23 protein-coding genes are annotated in these 19,675 nt (G+C 59.4%); 16 read left to right on the top strand and 7 right to left on the bottom strand.

The annotated features are described in order from the left end of the window. Window positions 1-8 precede the first annotated feature (8 nt). On the bottom strand, window positions 9-299 hold the full coding sequence (locus HKD21_RS13365; RefSeq protein WP_062107038.1) for an accessory factor UbiK family protein: 291 nt from the start codon (window positions 297-299) through the stop codon (window positions 9-11). Between the two features lie 81 nt (window positions 300-380). On the opposite strand from HKD21_RS13365, the gene rfaD reads away from it, so the two are divergent. The 3 genes from rfaD to pgeF are packed head-to-tail and all read left to right on the top strand — an operon-like array spanning window position 381 to window position 2,966. Next, the gene (gene rfaD, locus HKD21_RS13360) at window positions 381-1,361 is read left to right on the top strand and encodes an ADP-glyceromanno-heptose 6-epimerase (protein ID WP_194256121.1); all 981 of its coding nucleotides are present in this window, start codon (window positions 381-383) and stop codon (window positions 1,359-1,361) included. A gap of 26 nt (window positions 1,362-1,387) precedes the next feature. Further along, window positions 1,388-2,194: a prolipoprotein diacylglyceryl transferase gene (gene lgt / locus HKD21_RS13355; RefSeq protein WP_407646579.1), complete on the top strand. Its 807-nt coding sequence runs from the start codon at window positions 1,388-1,390 to the stop codon at window positions 2,192-2,194. Further along, entirely contained in the window at window positions 2,187-2,966 is a 780-nt protein-coding gene (gene pgeF / locus HKD21_RS13350) for a peptidoglycan editing factor PgeF (protein ID WP_194256119.1), read from the top strand. Before lgt ends, pgeF begins: the two co-directional genes overlap by 8 nt. Here pgeF and HKD21_RS13345 read toward each other — a convergent pair. Then, window positions 2,924-4,117 (bottom strand): acyltransferase family protein, encoded by a 1,194-nt coding sequence (locus HKD21_RS13345; RefSeq protein WP_194256118.1) that lies wholly within the window; start codon window positions 4,115-4,117, stop codon window positions 2,924-2,926. The two genes, pgeF and HKD21_RS13345, sit on opposite strands and share 43 nt — an antisense overlap. Before the next feature lie 122 nt (window positions 4,118-4,239). Beyond that, the gene (locus HKD21_RS13340) at window positions 4,240-6,345 is read right to left on the bottom strand and encodes a catalase (protein ID WP_194256117.1); all 2,106 of its coding nucleotides are present in this window, start codon (window positions 6,343-6,345) and stop codon (window positions 4,240-4,242) included. A gap of 212 nt (window positions 6,346-6,557) precedes the next feature. Between HKD21_RS13340 and HKD21_RS13335 the strand changes: the two genes are divergently transcribed. After that, complete coding sequence (locus HKD21_RS13335) at window positions 6,558-7,433, top strand: SDR family oxidoreductase (protein WP_194256116.1); 876 nt, start codon at window positions 6,558-6,560, stop codon at window positions 7,431-7,433. Window positions 7,434-7,449: 16 nt separating this feature from the next. Here the strand turns inward: HKD21_RS13335 and HKD21_RS13330 are convergent, their stop codons facing one another. Then, window positions 7,450-8,781 carry an MFS transporter gene (locus HKD21_RS13330; RefSeq protein WP_194256115.1) on the bottom strand — a complete coding sequence of 444 codons (1,332 nt, stop codon included), beginning with the start codon at window positions 8,779-8,781 and terminating at the stop codon, window positions 7,450-7,452. Window positions 8,782-8,979: 198 nt separating this feature from the next. Here HKD21_RS13330 and HKD21_RS13325 point away from each other — a divergent pair, with 198 nt between their 5' ends. Next, window positions 8,980-9,636: a 50S ribosomal protein L25/general stress protein Ctc gene (locus HKD21_RS13325; protein WP_194256114.1), complete on the top strand. Its 657-nt coding sequence runs from the start codon at window positions 8,980-8,982 to the stop codon at window positions 9,634-9,636. Window positions 9,637-9,640: 4 nt separating this feature from the next. Continuing rightward, window positions 9,641-10,210 (top strand): aminoacyl-tRNA hydrolase, encoded by a 570-nt coding sequence (gene pth, locus HKD21_RS13320; protein WP_077803662.1) that lies wholly within the window; start codon window positions 9,641-9,643, stop codon window positions 10,208-10,210. Here the strand turns inward: pth and HKD21_RS14415 are convergent. Beyond that, the gene (locus HKD21_RS14415) at window positions 10,179-10,976 is read right to left on the bottom strand and encodes a CPBP family intramembrane glutamic endopeptidase (RefSeq protein ID WP_228121487.1); all 798 of its coding nucleotides are present in this window, start codon (window positions 10,974-10,976) and stop codon (window positions 10,179-10,181) included. The two genes, pth and HKD21_RS14415, sit on opposite strands and share 32 nt — an antisense overlap. Window positions 10,977-11,040: 64 nt before the next feature. Between HKD21_RS14415 and HKD21_RS13310 the strand changes: the two genes are divergently transcribed. From HKD21_RS13310 to HKD21_RS13280, 7 genes are all read left to right on the top strand, one after another. After that, entirely contained in the window at window positions 11,041-11,517 is a 477-nt protein-coding gene (locus HKD21_RS13310) for a hypothetical protein (RefSeq protein ID WP_228121486.1), read from the top strand. Continuing rightward, window positions 11,514-11,810: a transcriptional regulator gene (locus tag HKD21_RS13305; RefSeq protein WP_194256112.1), complete on the top strand. Its 297-nt coding sequence runs from the start codon at window positions 11,514-11,516 to the stop codon at window positions 11,808-11,810. Before HKD21_RS13310 ends, HKD21_RS13305 begins: the two co-directional genes overlap by 4 nt. 124 nt (window positions 11,811-11,934) lie before the next feature. Next, the gene (ychF, locus tag HKD21_RS13300) at window positions 11,935-13,029 is read left to right on the top strand and encodes a redox-regulated ATPase YchF (RefSeq protein ID WP_194256111.1); all 1,095 of its coding nucleotides are present in this window, start codon (window positions 11,935-11,937) and stop codon (window positions 13,027-13,029) included. Then, window positions 13,022-14,290: a glutamate-5-semialdehyde dehydrogenase gene (locus HKD21_RS13295; protein ID WP_194256110.1), complete on the top strand. Its 1,269-nt coding sequence runs from the start codon at window positions 13,022-13,024 to the stop codon at window positions 14,288-14,290. The genes ychF and HKD21_RS13295 overlap by 8 nt, the downstream gene beginning before the upstream one ends. A 32-nt stretch (window positions 14,291-14,322) precedes the next feature. Then, window positions 14,323-14,910: a nicotinate-nucleotide adenylyltransferase gene (locus tag HKD21_RS13290; RefSeq protein WP_252348950.1), complete on the top strand. Its 588-nt coding sequence runs from the start codon at window positions 14,323-14,325 to the stop codon at window positions 14,908-14,910. A 98-nt stretch (window positions 14,911-15,008) separates the two neighbouring features. Beyond that, window positions 15,009-15,461 carry a ribosome silencing factor gene (gene rsfS / locus HKD21_RS13285; RefSeq protein WP_077803997.1) on the top strand — a complete coding sequence of 151 codons (453 nt, stop codon included), beginning with the start codon at window positions 15,009-15,011 and terminating at the stop codon, window positions 15,459-15,461. Next, window positions 15,462-15,920, top strand: a complete 459-nt coding sequence (locus tag HKD21_RS13280; RefSeq protein WP_041111584.1) for a 23S rRNA (pseudouridine(1915)-N(3))-methyltransferase RlmH — start codon at window positions 15,462-15,464, stop codon at window positions 15,918-15,920. 27 nt (window positions 15,921-15,947) lie between these two features. On the opposite strand, the gene HKD21_RS13275 is transcribed toward HKD21_RS13280, so the two are convergent. Next, window positions 15,948-16,664 (bottom strand): CHAP domain-containing protein, encoded by a 717-nt coding sequence (locus HKD21_RS13275; protein ID WP_194256108.1) that lies wholly within the window; start codon window positions 16,662-16,664, stop codon window positions 15,948-15,950. Between the two features lie 172 nt (window positions 16,665-16,836). Next, on the bottom strand, window positions 16,837-17,187 hold the full coding sequence (locus HKD21_RS13270; protein WP_099287303.1) for a RidA family protein: 351 nt from the start codon (window positions 17,185-17,187) through the stop codon (window positions 16,837-16,839). Window positions 17,188-17,340: 153 nt separating this feature from the next. On the opposite strand from HKD21_RS13270, the gene HKD21_RS13265 reads away from it, so the two are divergent. The 3 genes from HKD21_RS13265 to HKD21_RS13255 are packed head-to-tail and all read left to right on the top strand — an operon-like array spanning window position 17,341 to window position 19,463. After that, window positions 17,341-17,991: an MBL fold metallo-hydrolase gene (locus HKD21_RS13265; protein WP_194256107.1), complete on the top strand. Its 651-nt coding sequence runs from the start codon at window positions 17,341-17,343 to the stop codon at window positions 17,989-17,991. Between the two features lie 19 nt (window positions 17,992-18,010). Beyond that, window positions 18,011-18,487 (top strand): DUF192 domain-containing protein, encoded by a 477-nt coding sequence (locus HKD21_RS13260; protein WP_194256106.1) that lies wholly within the window; start codon window positions 18,011-18,013, stop codon window positions 18,485-18,487. A 7-nt stretch (window positions 18,488-18,494) separates the two neighbouring features. Then, window positions 18,495-19,463: an NAD-dependent epimerase/dehydratase family protein gene (locus HKD21_RS13255; RefSeq protein WP_194256105.1), complete on the top strand. Its 969-nt coding sequence runs from the start codon at window positions 18,495-18,497 to the stop codon at window positions 19,461-19,463. Window positions 19,464-19,675: the final 212 nt, after the last annotated feature.

Genomic DNA, 19,675 nt, shown 5'->3' with positions numbered 1-19,675 from the left:
GTTGCAGATTAGCCCTGCGGGCCGCCTTTTTCTTCAGTTGCGAGTTCTTCGACAGCGGCAAGACGCGATTCGATTTCGGCCAGACGCTGTTCGGTGGCGTCCTGTGCCATGCGGGCGCGGGTTGCCATTTCCTGTACCGCGTCGAATTCGTCACGGCGGACGAGGTCGAGACTGTTGAGGATTTCGTCCACGCGTGTGCGGACGATGGCATGAAGCTCCTCGCGGGCGCCGGTCACGGCGGAAAATGCGTTACCGGCGAGGCCAGCGAGGTCGTCGAAAAAGCGGGGTCTGTCAGCCATGATGAAGTTCCTGCTGTTCTGCGGCGTGTCGTGTCGGGCGCGTCGCTTGGATCGTTATCGGGGGCAGACTATACAGGAAGGATGATTATCGTCACCGGCGGGGCCGGATTCATTGGTTCGTGTCTTCATTCCGCCCTGCGTCGCCGGGGCTTGCGGACGGTTGTGGTTGACCGGCTCAGGGACGGGGTGAAGTGGCGCAATCTGGCGTCCCATGCGCCGGATCGCATCATCACGCCTGATGAGCTTGAAGGTTTCCTCGCGTCCGAACCGGATGTCGAAGCCGTGTTTCACATGGGGGCGATCAGCGCCACGACGGCGCGGGACGGAGACCTCGTCTGGTCGAGCAACGTGGACCTGTCGCAGACATTGTGGCGCTGGTGCGCGGCGCGGGGTGTGCGGATGATCTATGCGTCTTCTGCCGCGACTTATGGAGCAGCGGACCGGCCTGAGATGTTCCGTGATGGGCTGGAGGGCATCGAGGGTCTGAGGCCGCTGAACCTGTATGGCTGGTCCAAGCAGGCCTTCGACCTCTGGGTGAAGCGGGAAATCGAAGCCGGAGCGTCTGTGCCGCCGCAATGGGCCGGGCTCAAGTTCTTTAATGTCTATGGGCCGAACGAATACCACAAGGGGTCGATGATCTCGGTCGTGAAGGTCAAGTACGACGAAGTTGTGCAGGATCGTGCGGCGAAGCTGTTCCGCTCGGATGTACCGGGACTGGCCGACGGGCAGCAGCAGCGGGACTTCATCTGGGTCGGGGACGTTGTGAACGTCATGCTGTGGCTGTTCGATCATCCGCAGGTCAGCGGGCTGTTCAACTGCGGAACCGGCGTGGCGCGAAGTTATCTCGATCTGGCGCATGCGGTCTGTGACGCTGCGAAGCGGGCGCGGGATGTCGAATTCGTGGACATGCCCGAGAAGCTGCGCGGGCAGTACCAGTCTTTTACCTGTGCGGATATGAGCCGCCTGCGCGCTGCGGGTTATGATGCGCCGTTTACGTCTCTTGAAGATGGAATCGGGCAATATGTGCGCGACTATCTTTCCCGTTCCCACCCCAATCTCTGAGAGCCGATTCCGTGAGCCATCCCCTGATCTTCCCTGATTTTGATCCGGTTGCCTTTCATGTCGGCCCTCTTGCGGTGCGCTGGTATGCGCTGGCCTACATGGTGTCGTTCATTATTGCGCTGCCCATTGCGAAGCGCCTGAACCGTCTGTCGCCGGAAGTGGCGACGAAAGAGCAGGTCGATGACTTCCTGTTCTACGCTATTCTGGGTGTGCTTCTGGGCGGGCGGCTGGGTTATGTCCTGTTCTACCGGCCGATGGATTACCTTTCGCACCCGCTGGAGATCTTCAAGACATGGGATGGCGGGATGTCGTTCCATGGCGGGGCGCTGGGCGTTATTCTGGCGCTGGCCTATTTCAGCTGGAAGAACCGTTTGAGCTTTCTGGCTTTTGCGGACCGGATTGTGCCGGTGGTGCCGATCGGGCTGGGGCTTGGGCGTTGTGCGAATTTCGTGAACGGGGAGCTGTGGGGGCGTCCGGCGTCTCCGGATCTGCCTTGGGCGATGATTTTCCCGACCGGTGGGCCGATTCCGCGTCATCCGTCCGAATTGTATGAAGCCCTGACCGAGGGTGTGCTGTTGCTGAGCGTCATGCTGTTTGCGGCCAGCCGTCCGGCGGCGCGTGAGCGGTTCGGGTTCCTGTCGGGGCTGTTCCTGTTCGGCTATGCCTGTGCACGCAGTTTCTGTGAGTTTTTCCGCCAGCCGGATGCGAATATCGGGTTCCTGTCTGGTGGTACGACCATGGGGCAGTTGCTGTGTATTCCGATGGCGCTCGCGGGGATGGGGCTCATGGTTTACGCGATGCGGCGCCCGGCTCAGGTGTCGGCGCATGTCTGAGGTCGTGCTGACGGGATCGGTTCTCAAGGTGCCGCACGGGTTCTTCACGCGGCTCGGGGGGGTATCGCCCGTGCCGTATGACAGCCTGAACTGTTCGCTGTCCTCTCAGGACGATCCGGCGAATGTGGCGGAAAACCGGGCGCGAGTGGCGCGGGCGATTGGAGTGGAACCGGATCATCTGCTGGGGCTGAAGCAGACGCATAGTGACATCACTGTGCCTGTGACGTCCGAAATGCCTCTGTGGGTGGCTGGAACCGGGCAGGTCGGGGATGCGCTGGTGACGGACCGACCAGAGATTGGCGTGGGCGTCATTACGGCGGATTGCGGACCGGTGCTGCTGTCTTCTGAGGATGGGCGGATCGTGGGCGCGGCCCATGCGGGCTGGCGTGGCGCTGCGGGCGGGATTCTTGAATCCGTGGTGACGCAGATGGTTGCGCTGGGTGCCACGGGGATTCGTGCCGTTGTCGGGCCATGCATTGCGCCTGCGAGCTATGAAGTCGGGCCGGATATGCGGGATGCGGTTCTGGCTTACGGGAGTGTTGGGGAAATCTTTTTCCGTTCAGCGCCCCGTGCCGGACATTTCCTGTTTGATCTGCCGGGCTATTGCGGGTTTCGGCTGGAACAGGCCGGGGTCCGGAATGTGCAGATTCTGGGGGTGGATACGCTGACGGATCCGCGTTTCTTCAGTCATCGCCGCCGGACCCTCGCGGAGGGCGGGCATATCGGGCATCAGATTTCGGCGATCCGCCCGCTGGTCTCCCCGCTGGGCTGAGGGCGGCGCAGGCCGGATTTCTCCAGCAGCCAGCGATCGGCGGGGCGTGAGAGAAAACGGTCCACGAGGACGCCGAGGCAGAAGGACAGGCCGAGGGTCGGGAGGAACCAGACCCAGCCGAACGTCCAGTTTTCGCCAGTGGCCTTGAACAGGTGAACCATCGGCATGACCACAAACATATGGCTGAGATAGATTTCGTAGCTCAGTCTGCCCCAGTGGCGCGGCCACGCCAGAAACTGACTTGCGGTCGCTTTGCCCCAGCCGTTGTAGAAGGCGAGCAGCAGGACTGCGCAGGATACTGTGAAGAATAGCGGGGCGCCGTAATTCAGGGTCTGCCAAAGAACGTGGCTGTTCAGCAGATAGAGACCGACGCCGAATGTTCCAGTCCAACCCAGCCAGGGCGTGAGACGCGCGAATGTGAACGGAGACATCCGGTGCGCCAGCAGGGCTGTACAGACGCCCATGGCGATTGCGGAAACGCCCGGTCCATAGGCTTCGTCCTGCCAGATTTCAGAAGCGTCCCGGATCTGCCATTCCGCAAAAGGCAGGGACAGGGCCAGAAGGACGAAAACGCAGACGAGAAGTCTGGGGCCGATCAGTTTTGGAATGCGTCCGCTCAGAAGGCAGAAGATCGGGAAGGCCAGATAGAACAGTTCCTCGACCGACAATGACCACAATACGTCCCAGTTCGCAGGCAGGTAGTTCGTCTGCGCTTCATACAGGTTCAGATGCATGAACAGGGCTGCGAAGATGGCGCCGGGCAGCGTCTGGTTTTCGTGATGGAAAAGGAAGTCAGGCACGCCTGCGAGCTTCAGAAGTGCAAGAATCCCGAGCAGCACCAGCAGACACGGCAGGATTCGGCAGGCCCGGCGGCCGGAGAACGCGACAACTTTGATACCGTCCAGACTGCCCCAGCGGCGCAATGTATGATCGGTGATCAGAAAACCTGAGATCACGAAGAAGATCTTTACGCCTTTGGCGCCGTCCCAGGTGAGGGCTTTGAGCAGAAAAGCAGGGAAGACGGCTGAAAGACCGGTGTGCATCAGGGGGATGCGCAAAGCGAGGTGATGGATGACAACGAGGATGATGGAGATGCCCCTGAGCAGGTCGATCCCCGGATTGCGCTGCGCACCTGTCGTGACTGTCTGCACCCTGAGATCCCATCCTGCAAAAGCGAAACGCTTCTGCAATGGAAATCAGGCATGATTCCGTTCGGAATACGGCAGATATGGAAAAATAGGAGCGGAGAATGTCTCCGCCCCCTTTTTTCGTCTCAAACGGCTTGGGTTCTGGCTTCCCGGTCCCAGAAGCGCAGATTGCGGCACAGGGTGATGAAGTTCTGTAAATCACTCACAGCTTTTAGTGGAACGATGCCGTCATCCATGTCTTCAGGGGTGATGCCGCCTTTGGCGAGAAGGGGTTTGGCTTCCGCGCCGTAGCCGATGAATTTGGCATGGGCGAAGGCGTCGGCCACAAAGTCCCGGGCCGTGGCTTCGCGGGTCAGGAGCTTTGCACCCTCTGCGGATGGGAGCAGAACCACCGCATCGTACAGGACCGATGGCGCACCGACGATCTTCTGTCCTGCCGGGATGAGCTTGCCGTCCGTGGTTTTCACGCCGCCGACGGCTGGAGCGACAAGTTCGATGGTTGTCCCTTCCGTCTCTGCGGCTTTCATCAGGGCTGCGAGTAGTTCCGCATCCGTGCCATCGGTAACGAGCACACCCAGCTTGCGGCCCTTGAAGGTCTTGGGGCCATTTTTGAGGATGCTGAGCGGGTTCGAAGCCGGAAGGTCCGTTAGCGGCGTGCGCGCTGCCGGAGCAGGAGCTGGCATTTTTTCCAGACGCAGACCTTCGGCCACCGCTTGAGCAAGGGTTTCATCGACATTCAGCAAATGGGCGACCACGCGAGCGCGGATGGCGGGCGTCAGGCACTTGCTGAGTTCAAAGACGAAGGCGTCCTTGATATGCGTCTGTTCGGTGGACGTCTGGCTGGCATAAAACTGGCGGGCCTGACTGTAGTGATCGGCGAACAGCTCTCCGCGCTCGCGGGTTTTGCGGCCGTTCAGTTCCTCTGCATAGGGTTTGTAGCCGGTCTGCGGGTTTTCACGCGGTCCCATCCCCCAGGAGTTTGGCTCATAGTTTGCACGCCCTTTTGGGTTGTGCATGGCCATGTGTCCGTCCTGCTGGAAATTATGGAACGGGCATTTCGGCGCGTTTATGGGGAGATGTGTGAAGTTGGGTCCACCCAGGCGCTTGGTCTGGGTGTCCAGATACGAGAAATTCCGACCCTGAAGGAGCGGATCGTTGGTGAAGGCGATGCCCGGAACGACGTTCTGGGTGCAGAAAGCGACCTGTTCGGTCTCGGCGAAGAAATTGTCCACCATGCGGTTCAGCACGAGGCGTCCGATACGACGGACGGGGACGAGTTCTTCCGGGATCAGTTTGGTCGCGTCGAGAATGTCGAAGTCGAATTTGTCTGCAAAGGCGTCGTCGAAAAGCTGCACGCCCAGTTCCCATTCCGGGAAGTCGCCGGAATTGATGGCGTCCCACAGGTCCCGGCGATGGAAGTCCGGATCAGCGCCGTTGATCTTCACGGCTTCGTTCCACACAACGGATTGCAGGCCCTGTTTCGGCTTCCAGTGGAACTTCACATAGGTGGACTTGCCGTCGGCGTTCACGAGGCGGAAGGTGTGGACGCCAAAGCCTTCCATGAAGCGGAAGGAACGCGGAATCGCACGGTCAGACATAATCCACAGGAGCATGTGGACGGTCTCGGGAGAGAGCGATGCGAAATCCCAGAAGTTGTCGTGGGCAGACTGGGCCTGCGGAAAGCCGCTATCGGGTTCTTCCTTCACGGCATGGACCATGTCCGGGAATTTGATGGCGTCCTGAATGAAGAAGACGGGCATGTTGTTGCCCACGAGATCCCAATTGCCTTCTTCGGTATAGAGCTTCACGGCAAAGCCCCGGACGTCACGCACCATGTCTGACGAACCACGAGCGCCAGCGACAGTCGAGAAGCGCACGAACGCCGGGACGCGCTTGCCGATTTTGCCGAGGACGCTGGCTGTTGTGTAGTCGGACAGGGAGTCGGTCAGTTCAAAGAAGCCATGTGCGCCATAGCCGCGTGCATGGACGACGCGTTCGGGGATGCGCTCGTGATCGAAATGGAAGATCTTTTCCCGGAAATGAAAGTCTTCGAGAAGGCTGGGGCCGCGTGCCCCTGCTTTTTCGGTGTTTTGGTCGTCCGAGACGGGAACACCCTGCTGTGTGGTCAGGATCGGGATATCGCCTGTGGCCACCTGATGGGTAGCACCCTGCGGGCCGCGCTCGAAAGTTTGATCGCCGATAGTGACGGTCGTGCGTTTGTCCGTGCTCATGAAATGCACCTCTGGCTGCAAGCCCGGAAAAGCGCGGGCTTCGGGACGCCTGGATAAGAAAGTCGCCCCTCCCACAGGAAAGGCTGCGCCCATAAGAAAGCGCCGTCAGGGGCAAGTGTTCCTGAAATAAATCCGTGAAAATTTCTGAACCCGCCCGGAAGACGCGCCGTTAAGGCGGCAATACTGTCCCATGACGACACAGGAGTGTTTCCATGCCAGCCGATCCCCGCACCTGCTATCCGCGCCCGCCTTTCAAAGGTCAGACGCAGGCTTTTCCCGGTCTTTCGGAAAAGATGGTTCCGAAACCTGATTATGGGGAGAAAACCTATAAGGGGTCCGGAAAGCTGAAGGGGCTGGCGGCTCTGATTACAGGGGGCGATTCCGGAATCGGTCGGGCTGCGGCGCTGGCTTTTGCGCGGGAAGGAACTGATGTCGCGATTTCGTATCTGGAGACGGAAACCGACGACGCCCGGGAGATCAAGGCCGAGATTGAAGCTGAAGGCCGGGCCTGTCTGCTGTTGCCGGGCGACATTCGAGAAGCGGCGCATTGCCGGGAGATGATCCGCAAAACCGTCGAGGTTTTCGGAAAGCTCGATATTCTTGTGAACAATGCGGCTTTCCAGAAAGCCCGTGCGAAACTGGAAGACATTCCAGACGAGGAATGGAAGCGCCATTTCTCCACGAACACGGATGCATTGTTCCATCTGACGAAGGCTGCGTTGCCGCATCTTCAGGCGGGCGCGTCCATCATCAATACGTCTTCGGTCAATCTCAAGACGGCGCCGGAGCTGTTGGTGCCGTATTCCATGACGAAGGCGGCAATCGCGAATTTTACGTCCAGCATGGCGCAGCAGCTCGCCGGGCGAGGCATCCGGGTCAATGCGGTGATGCCGGGACCGATCTGGACGCCGTTTATCGTCACGGGCATGCCGGAAGACGAACAGGAACATCTTGGTTCCGATGTGCCGTTGGGCCGTCCCGGACAACCCGCTGAACTGGCGGGTGCCTATGTTTACTTCGCCGATCCGATGAACAGCTACACGACGGGCGCGCTTCTGGCGGTCAATGGTGGTGTGCCGATGATCTGACGCGGACTTTCTGAACTCAGATCTGCGCGAACGCCTGCTCGTCATCGAGCGGGCGTTTTTCTGTTCTGGGGCCGAAAATGAGTGTGACAATGGCGCCGGACAGGAGGATCAGGGTGGTCAGACCGAAGACGCCGGGAAAACCGGCGAGCGGATAGAGCCAGCCGATCAGAACAGGGGAGGCGATGGCGCCGAGACGGGCGATGGCGGACGCGAGGCCCATGCCGCGGGCGCGCAGGGCGGTCGGGAAGAGTTCGGGAGTGTAGGCGTAGATGCCGCCGAAAGTGCCATTCATGAAAAAAGACAGCAGCATGCCGAAGAATAGGACTTCGGTTGGGGTCTGGCTGGCCGCCATACCGATGGCGCTGAGTGCTCCGGAGACCATGAAGAGGGCCACGGTTCCGCGTCGTCCCAGGCGGTCAGTGAGCAGGGCGGCGCAGGCATAGCCGGGGAGCTGGGCGAAATAGATCGAAATGGCGTAACCGAAGCTGCGGGTGACGGTCATGCCGCGTTCGATCATCAGGGTCGGGATCCAGGTGAAGAAGGCGTAGAAGCTGAAGGTGATGGCCAGCCACATGGCCCAGCTCATGAAGGTAGAGCGCCGCAGATTTGGGGCGAACAGATCCCGGACGGGTCGCAGGGAAGGAGCACCACGATCGGTCGTGGTGGTCAGGCCAACCGCGAGGCCCGCACTTTCCTCGATGTCGCCGACGATCCGGCAGGCTTCAACAGTCCGTCCGCGTTCGTCGAGCCAGCGGGGGGATTCGGGCAGAGCGCGTCGCCACCACAGCAGCATCAACACCGGAAAACCCGTCAGTGCCAGAGCCCAGCGCCAGCCATCCTCCATTGCGGGGACGAGCATGAATCCCAGAATGGCTGCTGTGACGTATCCGAAGGAGTAGAATCCGGTCAGGGCTGCGGTGAAGGCTCCCCGATAGCGGGCGGCGACGAATTCGCTGAGATAGGGCGCGATGATGGTGGCTTCCGCTCCCGCGCCGATCCCGGAGAGCAGGCGGCACAGAAAAAATGCGGTGAAGGAGGACGATCCAGCGGAGAGCAGGGAGCCGATGGCGTAGATGGCCAGTGCGTTCATCATGACGCGGCGGCGGCCGGAGCGGTCTCCCCACCAGCCGGACAGCAGGGCGCCCAGCCCGTAGCCGAGATAGGTGGCGCTTCCGAGCAGGCCCAGCGCCGGGCCGCTTAGATGCCACTGGTTTTTGAGCATCGGGAGTGCGAAAGCGACAATCGCGGAATCGAGGCCGTCGAACGTATAGCCGAGGCCGCCGAGGAACAGCAGTTTCCAGTGAAAGCGGGTAAAGGGCAGGCATTCGATGCGGGCGGCGATGCTCATCGGTGGGTATATCTGCCGGAAACTGTGGAAACGGAACGCAATCGTAGCGGTCGCGGGATGGGATGGTCCAGAGGGGCGCAGCAGGGCCGTTGAGTCCGAAAATGGTTGTATCGGTGGCGGTTTTCCGCTACTCCGCGCCTCGCACAGGCACCCCTGGAGGTCTGTGATGAATGAAATTCAATACGCAGGAGCGTAACAGTGGCTAATTTGACGACACTTGCTGTCTCGACGCGCGCGAAGGCTGGTAAGGGGGCAGCGCGCGCAACGAGACGTGAGGGCCTCGTGCCGGCCGTGATCTACGGTGGCAAGGAAGAACCCTCCATCATCGCACTTGATCCGCGCGTGATCATGAAGGAACTGCATCGCGGTGGCTGGTCCTCGCGCGTGTACAACCTCGCTACCGAAGGTGCAGAGCCGGTTGCGGCGCTGATCCGCGACGTGCAGCTGCACCCGGTCACCGATGCCCCGATCCATGTGGATTTCCAGCGCGTTACGGCTGGCACCAAGATCCACGTTGAAGTCTCCATCGCTTTCGTTGGCGAAGAGAAGTCCCCGGGCATCAAGCGTGGCGGCGTTCTGAACGTCGTGCGTCATTACATGGACGTGCAGGCTGATCCGGCAAACATTCCGGAGCACTTCACGGCAGATCTGAGCGGTCTTGAGATCCACGACAACGTGCGTTGGACGGACCTTAAGGGCACCGAGGGTGTTGTGCTGACGGGTGGCCAGAACACGGACATCGTCATCGCTTCCATCGCTGCGCCGACGGTTGATGCCGAAATGGAAGCTGAAGCCGCTGCAAAGGCTGCCGCTGCTGAAGCTGCTGCTGCCAAGCCGGGCGCAAAGAAGAAGTAATGTCATGAGGCTCTGGACCGGTCTCGGCAATCCCGAGCCGGGGATGAGCCGTCATAGACATAATATCGGCTTTATGGCGGTCGATGAGATCGCCAGGCGCCACGGTTTTTCACCGTGGCGCAAGCGTTTCCGGGGGGAGACCTCCGAAGGCGTCATCGGGGGGCAGAAGATCCTGCTCCTCAAGCCGATGACGTATATGAACCTGTCAGGCGACAGCGTTCAGCAGGCCGCGCAGTTCTTCAAGATCGCGCCGGACGATATCACTGCATTTCATGATGAACTCGACCTTGCTTTCGGCAAGCTGCGTATCAAACGCGGCGGTGGTGCTGCGGGGCATAATGGTTTGCGTTCCATGGACAAATGTCTGTCGGGGCCGGATTACTGGCGTGTGCGGATGGGAATCGGTCACCCAGGGCACAAGGATCGTGTGACGGGGCATGTGCTGGGCAATTTCGCCAAGGCGGAAGAGCCGGAACTCGAGCGCTGGCTTGAGGCTATGGCCGACGCAGCTCCTTTGCTGGCGAAAAAAGAGCACGAAGCCTTCATGACAAAGGTTGCCCTGCTGGCGGCGTAACAGCGCTTCGGCTGAAATGGCCGGTCAAAGCGGGCCTGACGAACAGGGCAATGACGTCCATCAGGGCGTGAAGCCCCATCAGCCAGATCAGGGGTGTTCCGTGAAGCGCGCGGAGCATGAAGATCAGGCCGATGATCGTCGTGATCAGCACGCCTTTACGCCCCTGATACCAATGCATGCCTCCGAACAGCAGTGTTGAGAGCGCTGCTCCGGCAATCAGGCTACCGGTGAGCTGCCCTACGAGCAGGGGAAGAGCCAGACGGAAGAAAAGCTCTTCTCCCAGACCCGCATTCAGACAGAGCAAAAAAGCCAGTCCGGCTTCGGGCAGAGTGCGTGGGATCAGGGCGGAAAAATCGCCAAGAGGGTTGAGAAGCGCGGGTCGCTTCAGTTTGCGGAGCAGAATGAACACGCCCGCGAGGATCAGAAGCCCGCAAGTGAATCCTGCGAAAAACGCGGGTGACATTTCAGGAGGCGTCGTGCTGGCCGGTGTCGCCGGTGCGGACAGGCGTAGCTGGGCAAGGGATGTGGGCTTCAGGGGTTCGGGCAGAATCCAGAGCGTCACGAGACTCCCAAGATCGAAAAGCATGACGCTCTGCAACAGCCATTTCAGATAGAAGCGGCGTCGTTCCGGAGTATGGAGGGTTGTGCGGAAGATTTTCCAGTCCTGCATTCCCCTGCGGCTGTGGTGCGCGCAGGCTGCCAGCAGGAATGCGAGCCAGAGGATTGCCAGAATTCTTGCTGCGGAGATGCCGTGCAGGATTGTCATGAATGGGTTCTCTTTCCATATTGGAAAGTCAGATCATCATTTTCCACATTGGAAAGTCAAGGCCATGCAGCAGGATGGATTCGAAACGACGCATGTGAGCAGGCGGGACGATGCGCGGGCGCAACTGGAAGCGCTTGACGCTTTCAGGAGCAGGCTTCCGAAAGAACTGGCTTGTCCGTGGTGGAATGCGCCCGTCATGGGTGGGCTTCTGGCGCTCCTCACCTTTGCGATGAGTCTGGACCCTCCCTTCGTTTTTCTGCTGGAAGGGCTGTGTGTCGCCTTGATGGGCATTTTTTTTGCGATTGCGCGGCGGCGGATGGGATACTTCGTCAATGGGTACCGTCGGGGACGGACCCGGAAGATCGCAATCGGCATGATCCTGGCGGTTTATGCGATGATGGCGTTGTCCGGAGCAGGGGCGAGGGTGCTTCATCAGGCGTGGCTGCCGTGGATTGCGACTTTGGGCAGTTTTGCGATTGGCTATGGGGTGGCGCTGCTCTGGCGGAGGGTCTGGCAGGCTGGTATGACGGCGCGGTTGTGACGGCTGTTCCTCAATTCGATCCTGTTATTCATCCTCCGGTCCGGTTGCAGCTTGCCGCGGCTCTGTCGGAAGTGAGTGACATGGAATTTGGCCGGGCGCGGGATCTGTTGGGTGTGAGTGACTCGGTCCTGTCCAAGCATCTCGCGCAGATGCAGGAGGCGGGCTATGTGCGGTTGCGCAAGGCGCCTCTGGGGGGGCGGCAACGAACCTGGCTGGTTCTGACGGTGCAGGGGCGTACGGCGCTGAAGGCGCATGTGCGGGCCTTGCAGGATCTGGCGGGAATCGTGGGCTGAATGCCTGTTTCGCAAGGGTAAGAGGTTGTGAGCCTCTCCGGTTTCTGCGAACACAGGGCAACGGATTTTTCTGGAACGGGTCGTTCGCGTTCGAGCGGTCTTTTAATGATGATGGAGAGCACGAATGGGTTTCAATTGCGGCATCGTTGGTCTGCCCAATGTTGGCAAGTCCACGCTGTTCAATGCCCTGACGGAAACGGCGGCGGCACAGGCTGCGAATTACCCGTTCTGCACCATCGAGCCGAATACGGGGCGTGTGGCTGTGCCGGATGCGCGGCTGGATGAACTGGCGCGGATCGGCAAGTCCATCCGCAAGGTTCCGACAAGCCTCGAATTCGTGGACATTGCCGGTCTGGTCCGGGGCGCGTCCAAGGGCGAAGGCCTTGGGAACCAGTTCCTCGCCAATATCCGTGAAGTCGATGCCATCGTGCATGTGCTGCGGTGTTTCGAGGATGACGACATCACCCATGTCGAGGGTGGGGTTGATCCGGTTCGTGATGCGGACATCATCGAGACGGAGCTGATGCTCGCGGATCTGGAAAGCCTTGAGAAGCGCCAGATCGGTCTTCAGAAGCGCGCGCGTGGCAACGACCGTGAGGCGCAGGCGCAGCTTGAGCTTCTGGAGCCGCTGCTTGCGGCCCTGCGGGACGGCCAGCCGGCCCGGACGGCTGTTCCTAAAGGGCAGGAAGTGGAGGCGTCCCGTCTTCAGCTTCTGACGACGAAGCCGGTTCTGTATGTCTGCAACGTCGAGGAAGCCTCGGCGTCCACCGGGAATGCTTTTTCTGAGGCCGTGCGCAAGCGGGCTGAAGCCGAGGGTGCGGGCGTTGTCGTGGTGTCAGCCGCTATTGAAGCGGAAGTCAGCCAGTTACCGAATGAAGACCGGACGGAGTTTCTTGAAGGTCTGGGTCTGACGGATAGCGGGCTGGATCGTGTGATTGCGGCTGGTTACAAGCTGCTTGGTCTGCGGACGTATTTCACGGTTGGGCCAAAAGAATCCCGTGCCTGGACGATCACGGCCGGGACGAAGGCACCGCAGGCTGCTGCCGTGATTCACAACGATTTCGAGCGCGGGTTCATTGCCTGTGAAACCGTAGCGTTTGACGACTATGTGGCCTGTAACGGTGAGGCCGGGGCCAAGGAAGTCGGCAAGCTGCGGATCGAAGGCAAGGAATATGTGGTGCAGGACGGTGACGTGTTGCTGTTCCGGTTCAATGTCTGAAGTCGCTTCCGGGGCCATCCGGATTCTGGACGGTCTGGCGGATCATGCCCGCCGGGCCTCCCGGAGTCTGGCGCGCGCCAGCGAGGATACCCGCAATTTTGCGCTGTCCGAAGCTGCGAAGGCGCTGCGGGAACGGTCTGATGCGATTGTTGCGGCCAATCAACAGGATCTGGCTGCCCTTTCAGAAGACCGGAACGCAGCCTTTCGCGATCGTCTGACGCTGACGCCAGAGCGTGTTGAGGCAATGGCGTGTGGTCTGGAAGATGTCGCACGTCTGCCGGACCCGGTCGGGCGTGTTCTGGCGGAATGGGATCGGCCGAATGGTCTGCATTTTCGGCGCGTTGCGACACCGCTTGGCGTGATCGGCATGATCTATGAAAGCCGTCCGAATGTCGGTGCGGATGCGGCGGCGCTTTGCATCAAGTCGGGGAATGCCGTGATTCTGCGTGGAGGCGGTGAGAGCCTGCATTCCGCACGGGCGATTCAGGCTGCGATGGAAGATGGATTGCGGGCTGCCGGGCTGGATGAAGCCTGTGTGCAGATTCTGCCGTCTGCCGATCGTGCTCTGGTGGGAGCCATGTTGCAGGCTTCGGGGCAGATCGATCTGATTATTCCGCGTGGTGGCAAGTCGCTTGTGGAGCGTGTGCAGCGAGAAGCGCGCGTTCCGGTTCTTGCTCATGCAGATGGTCTGAATCATACCTATATTCATGCAAGCGCTGATCCGGCCATGGCCCGGAAGGTGTTGTTGGATGCGAAAATGCGCCGGACGGGCGTCTGCGGTTCGACTGAAACGCTGCTGATTGATGCTGCAATTGCGCCGACGCTCCTGCCATTGCTGGTTCAGGATCTGGGCGCAAAAGGATGTGCGTTTCGGGCGGATGACCGGGCGCGTGCGATTGTCCCGACACTTGAAGCAGCCCGGGCTGATGATTTCAGAACAGAGTGGCTGGATTCGGTGTTGTCGATTGCTGTTGTGGACGGTGTCGAGGACGCTTTGGATCACATCGCCCGGCATGGAAGCTCGCATACCGAGGCCATTATTGCCGAAGATGCGGAGGCCGCGGCTGAGTTTCTCAACGGGACGGATAGTGCGGTTGTGATGTGGAATGCATCCACGCAGTTCTGTGACGGTGGTGAGTTTGGATTCGGCGCAGAAATCGGCATTGCGACGGGGCGAATGCATGCGCGCGGCCCGGTGGGGCTCGAACAGCTCACATGCTATCGCTACGAGGTGATCGGCACCGGACAGGTGCGGGGCTGAGCAGTATTCCGACGTCTGGCGACGGCCGGAACATGCGGATCGGCCTGCTGGGTGGGTCTTTCAACCCGGCCCATGCCGGTCATCTCATGCTGGCGCGACGGGCATTGCGGGCGCTGCGGCTGGATCAGGTGTGGCTCATGGTCTCGCCGGGGAATCCGCTCAAGCCGGGCAAGGGGATGGCGCCGTTCAGGGTGCGTCTTGCCTCTGCGGAGCGGATCGCGGATGGGCGGCGAATCGTTGCGACCGATATTGAAGCCCGTTTGGGGCAGCGCTTTACCGTCAAAACCGTGGCATTGCTGAAGCAGCGATTCCCACATGTCCGCTTTGTGTGGCTGATGGGAGCGGACGGACTGGCGCAGTTGTCCCGATGGAAGCGCTGGCGCCGGTTGGCTGCGATGGTTCCCATAGCCGTTGCCCCCCGTCCGGGAAGCGTTTCGCCTGCGTTGAGAGGGGCTGCAGCATCTGTTTTGCGGCACCAAAGGCGGCCTTCGCGGGAATCTCCTGTGCTTGCAGAGCGAAAAGGCAACGCATGGACGTTCCTTTCTGCGCCGCAGAACGATATATCGGCTACAGCGTTGCGTGAGTCCGGCCAGTTTCGTCCGGAGTCCGATCAGGAGTAAAAACCATCACCAAGACGACCTCTCCCGAATCGCAGGCCAAAAAGCCTGTGCGCCGGAAAACCAGCTCCCCCGATGCGGCACTGGCCGAGGCTGCCAAGGTGCCGGGAACGGCTCGCAAGAAGGCTGCTGTCGCCGGACCGAAGAAAACGGCCGTCAAGCGCGAAGCCGTGCAGCCGGACGTTCTGACCAGCATGCTGACAGTCATCACCACAAGTCTGGATGAAGACAAGGGTGAAGACATCGTTGTGCTGGATCTTGTCGGACGTGCGAATTTCGCAGACCGCATGGTCATCGCGACCGGTCTTGCCGATCGTCAGATTTCTGCGATGGCGCATCACATCGAGAAGAAGCTCAATGAGATCGGCATCAAGCGTATCCTGATCGAGGGCGCGAATGGCAGCGACTGGGTCCTGATCGATGCTGGTGACGTTGTCGTTCATCTCTTCAAGCCGGAAAGCCGCGAGCTTTATGGTCTGGAGCGGATGTGGGGCACCGATCTGGATGGCAGCGAAAACGAAGTTGCGGTCGGACAGGGCGAAGAGCAGGACTGAATGAAACTGGTCGCAATCGGCCGGCTCAAAGCCGGGCCGGAGCGCGAACTGTTCGAACGTTATGCGGGCCGGATTAGGCCCGCCCTGACGGTGACGGAACTCGCGCCGTCAAAAGGCAGCGTCCAGGAGCAGAAACGCAAGGATGCTGCGGCTCTGCTGGGGGCCTGTCCCGATAACGCGCTGATCGTGGCTCTGGACGAGGGCGGTAAGACGCCTGACAGTCTGCGTCTGGCGGAGATGTTGTCCCGCTGGCAGGAGTCCGGACGTCCCATTCATTTTCTGATTGGTGGTGCGGAAGGGCTGGATTCGAGTGTGATCCAGCGGGCCGATTCCGTGATTTCTCTTGGTAAACTGACTTGGCCGCACATGCTGGTCAGGGTTCTGATTGCCGAACAGGTGTTCCGGGCTCAGGCCATCAATACCGGTCATCCCTATCATCGGGAATCCCGGCCAGACTGAACCGCCGGTTATATGTTCCTGATTATATCAGCGAATCGAACGGTCTGGCGCATCCGAAGTGAAGGCGTCGTCCGGAGCTTCTGCGACTTCGGTGCTGAGCATCGGATGGCTCAGGGCATCGGAGCCATTCACGACAGCGCGGTGACGAAAGCCTGAGACGTTCGAGGCACGGGCCAGCACAACATGCGGGGCTGGATTGCGATCACCCTCATCGGAATGCGGGTAGATGAAGCCGTATGTCGGGTAGATGCTGCCCAGTCGACCACTACGATCATTGAGGCCAACGCGGACGGCGCTCCAGTCATTGTTGGGCGAGACGTCAACGACGCGGACATTATGTGCGATGCCGTTCGAGGCCCAATGCGACTGATCGATATAGATCGTGCGGCTGTCTTCGACCGAACGCACGACGGCGACGTGGCCGAGGGGCATGCGGCGGATGGCCCGGAAGTTCAGGACCGATCCGGCCTGCGGTGCAGAGCCACGGGCATAAACGCCAGCAGCATTATACCACCAATCCCGCGCATTGCCGTGCAGTTCGACCTCGGAGGCCGTTTTGGCATAGGCGACGCACTGAATGACGTGTGCATAGGAATGATGGTGGCTGATGGAGTGACGGCTATGGAAAACGGACCGTCCGTGATGAGCCGAACTGTGACGGGCCTGAGCCTGTCCTGAAAAGAACGCGACAGCGGAGAGCGCCAGAGCGGAGAGAAAGGTTTTCCGGCAACTTTTATGCTTCACGATCTTTAGGATCCTGATTGGTTGTGTGTTGTTCGGGTTACAGGGAGGTAACAACCTTCCCGCAACCCTGACAAGAGCAGAATGCAGACCTGTGTGTTAAATTTTCATTTCCATGGAAAATCTTTTTGACACCACATCCTGCTGCATTCTCGCCACAATCATTCGATTCAGATCATTTCGTTGTCGTGAGCATGATTTCCACGAGAATCTTCGGATCTGCCATCACAGCCTGAACGCAGGCACGGGCGGGGGCTGCGTTTTCCGGAAGCCAGGCGGACCAGAGCGTGTTGAGTGCGGCGCGGTCTGCGATATCTTTCAGCCAGATCTGGGCCTGCAGGATGCGGGTGTTGTCGGTGCCGTGTTCTTCAAGGATCTGATCGAGCTGGTCGAGAACGCTCCGGGTCTGTCCTTCGATACCCTGCGACAGGTCGGCTGCGACCACGCCCTGCGTGAAAATGAAGCCATGATATTCGACAGCCTTGGACAGAATGGCGTTAGGTTCCGTGCGGATGATGCGGCTCATGATGATACCTTGGTCTGGAGAGGAAAGGGCGAGAGTGACCTTCCTGCGAAAGGGGGTCAATGATCTGCGCGACACAATCCTTCCGGTTGACTTGTCGTGCGGAGACGGAGCCTGTATCGCCACATCAGAACGGATCGTCTGGAAGGAGGAGTGATGACTCCTTTGTATGCGAAGCGGGTGCCGGTTACGCCCTTGCGGCAGAACTGCACCATTCTCTCGAATGACGCAGGCCGTGCTGTCGTGGTGGACCCGGGTGGGGATGTTGATGACATCCTGCAGGAACTTGGTGACATGCCTGTCGAGGCTATTCTCCTCACACATGGTCATCTGGATCACGCCGGCGGGGCTGCTCCCCTGAAGAGAGCTCTTGAAAAACGGCAGGGTCAGAGCGTTCCGGTTGTAGGGCCGGATCGGCGGGATGACTTCCTGTTGCAGAGCATCACGAAACAGGCTGCTGCCTTCGGGCTCACCGGCATGGAAAATGTGGTTCCCGATCGCTTCGTCGAGGGCGGAGAGGTCCTGCATTTTCTGGGGCAGGATCTGCATGTGGCGCATGTTCCGGGTCACACCCCAGGGCATGTCGTTTTCGTGGATCACGACAATCAACGTGTTCTGGCAGGGGACACGCTGTTCCGCGGAACGGTCGGCCGTACGGATTTCGCTTATGGGGATTCACGCGCCCTTATCGATGGCATCCGGACCCATCTTCTGAGCCTGCCTGACGATACCGTGGTTCTGTGTGGGCACGGAATGCCGACGACCATCGGCGAAGAACGTCGGGCCAATCCGTTTCTGATTTCCTGAACCTGAAAGTCATACCTTCATGCGAACTTTAAGTTTTGTGCTGCTGGCGGCTCTTGGACTGAGTGCCGGTGTTGCCAGAGCAGAAGATCCGATCACGCAGGCGCAGGCGCGTCTGCCAACGGATAGTCTGACGGTCACGACCCGTGATGGGCAGAAGCACGTTTTCACGGTGGAGCTGGCCAAGACTTATCGTCAGCAGGAAGTCGGAGAAATGTTCCGCAAGAACCTGCCTGAGAACGAGGGTATGCTGTTCATGTGGCCAGCGCCGCAGGTGTCGGACATGTGGATGCGCAACACGCTTGTGCCTCTGGACATCGTTTTCATTGATTCCACGAACCATATCCACGCCATCGCGGAAAATGCTGTTCCTTTGAGTGAAGCTATTCTGCGGAGCGATGGTGTGGTTGCAAACACGCTCGAACTGGCAGGTGGTGTGACCGCGAAGCTGGGAATTCGTGTCGGGGATGTTGTTTCCAGTTCCGCTCTGAAACACTGATGGTCCTGTGAAGATACTGGTTACCGGTGTTGCCGGATTTATAGGGTTTCATGTTGCTGAAGCCCTTCTGAAGCAGGGAATGGACGTCGTTGGGGTCGATGTTCTCAACGACTATTATGATCCTTCCCTGAAAATGGCGCGGTTAAGCCAGCTTGAGCCTCATCCGAAATTCAGCTTCGTGAAAGCGGATGTGGCCAACCCGCAGGCCATGCAGGACGTCATTGGGCAGAATCCCGATCTGGAAGGCGTCATCCATCTCGCCGCTCAGGCTGGTGTTCGATATTCTTTAGTCGATCCTTACTCTTATGTGACGGCAAATGTGATGGGGCAGGTTGCGCTCCTGGAAGCGTGCCGGAACCTGAAAAAACTGACGCATGTCGTGTATGCGTCTTCGTCCTCCGTTTATGGGCGCAATCAGGAAACGCCTTTTCAGGAAACGGATCGGGTCGAACAGCCCAGCTCTTTATATGCGGTCACCAAGCGTGCGGCCGAACTGACGTCAGAATCCTACTCCTATCTGTATGGCATTCCACAGACGGGATTGAGGTTCTTCACCGTTTACGGCCCGTGGGGACGACCCGACATGGCTTATTACGGTTTTGCAAAAGCGATTTCAGAAGGCCGTCCGGTTACTCTTTATGAGGGGAAGGGCCTTTCCCGCGATTTCACCTATATCGATGACATCGTCAGAGGTGTGGTGAAGGTTTTTGCAAAGCCGCCGGAAGCCGGAGTGTCGCGCCTTCTTAATCTTGGGGGGGACAAGCCAGAAAAAGTGACCCGGATGATCGCATTGCTTGAGCAGGATCTGGGAAAGAAAGCTCTGGTTGAACACCACCCACGTCCTGTGGCGGATATGGAATCGACATGGGCTTCCTTGGAAAAAGTGAGGGAATTGTGCGGCTGGGAGCCTGAAGTTTCCTTTGAAGACGGTATGAGAGAGTTCGCTGTCTGGTTCAGAAAGTTCCATGGAATCTGATTTTTTCACAAAAATGCAATTTTCCTGTTGACCCCCTCCAGTAGCCCCCGTATAAGCCCGTTCACCGACGCAGCGGGGCTCACTTCTAGGGCTTCTGGGGCGGCGGGGCAGATGGTCTTTGAAAATTGAATATGGAATTGGAAGGGATATGTTGGCGGCGTTTTGGTGCTGGTGATCTGGGATTAAGTTCCTGGGTCTAAGTATCGGGATGT

It is taken from the genome of Gluconobacter cerevisiae, assembly GCF_015244675.1.
GTDB classification, from domain to species: Bacteria; Pseudomonadota; Alphaproteobacteria; order Acetobacterales; family Acetobacteraceae; genus Gluconobacter; species Gluconobacter cerevisiae.
The sequence above is the reverse complement of the archived record's forward strand: the minus strand, read 5'-3'. Positions and strand labels throughout refer to the sequence as shown.

Bases quoted from the DNA above. Each gene is read 5' to 3' on its own strand.
- HKD21_RS13310 (WP_228121486.1), top strand. From the start codon at position 11,041: ATGCAGCAGGATGGATTCGAAACGACGCATGTGAGCAGGCGGGACGAT.
- HKD21_RS13260 (WP_194256106.1), top strand. From the start codon at position 18,011: ATGCGAACTTTAAGTTTTGTGCTGCTGGCGGCTCTTGGACTGAGTGCC.
- HKD21_RS13280 (WP_041111584.1), top strand. From the start codon at position 15,462: ATGAAACTGGTCGCAATCGGCCGGCTCAAAGCCGGGCCGGAGCGCGAA.
- HKD21_RS13295 (WP_194256110.1), top strand. From the start codon at position 13,022: ATGTCTGAAGTCGCTTCCGGGGCCATCCGGATTCTGGACGGTCTGGCG.
- HKD21_RS13265 (WP_194256107.1), top strand. From the start codon at position 17,341: ATGACTCCTTTGTATGCGAAGCGGGTGCCGGTTACGCCCTTGCGGCAG.
- HKD21_RS13340 (WP_194256117.1), bottom strand. From the start codon at position 6,345: ATGAGCACGGACAAACGCACGACCGTCACTATCGGCGATCAAACTTTC.
- HKD21_RS13290 (WP_252348950.1), top strand. From the start codon at position 14,323: ATGCGGATCGGCCTGCTGGGTGGGTCTTTCAACCCGGCCCATGCCGGT.
- pgeF (WP_194256119.1), top strand. From the start codon at position 2,187: ATGTCTGAGGTCGTGCTGACGGGATCGGTTCTCAAGGTGCCGCACGGG.
- HKD21_RS13330 (WP_194256115.1), bottom strand. From the start codon at position 8,781: ATGAGCATCGCCGCCCGCATCGAATGCCTGCCCTTTACCCGCTTTCAC.
- HKD21_RS14415 (WP_228121487.1), bottom strand. From the start codon at position 10,976: ATGACAATCCTGCACGGCATCTCCGCAGCAAGAATTCTGGCAATCCTC.
- ychF (WP_194256111.1), top strand. From the start codon at position 11,935: ATGGGTTTCAATTGCGGCATCGTTGGTCTGCCCAATGTTGGCAAGTCC.
- HKD21_RS13335 (WP_194256116.1), top strand. From the start codon at position 6,558: ATGCCAGCCGATCCCCGCACCTGCTATCCGCGCCCGCCTTTCAAAGGT.
- HKD21_RS13365 (WP_062107038.1), bottom strand. From the start codon at position 299: ATGGCTGACAGACCCCGCTTTTTCGACGACCTCGCTGGCCTCGCCGGT.
- HKD21_RS13270 (WP_099287303.1), bottom strand. From the start codon at position 17,187: ATGAGCCGCATCATCCGCACGGAACCTAACGCCATTCTGTCCAAGGCT.
- rfaD (WP_194256121.1), top strand. From the start codon at position 381: ATGATTATCGTCACCGGCGGGGCCGGATTCATTGGTTCGTGTCTTCAT.
- pth (WP_077803662.1), top strand. From the start codon at position 9,641: ATGAGGCTCTGGACCGGTCTCGGCAATCCCGAGCCGGGGATGAGCCGT.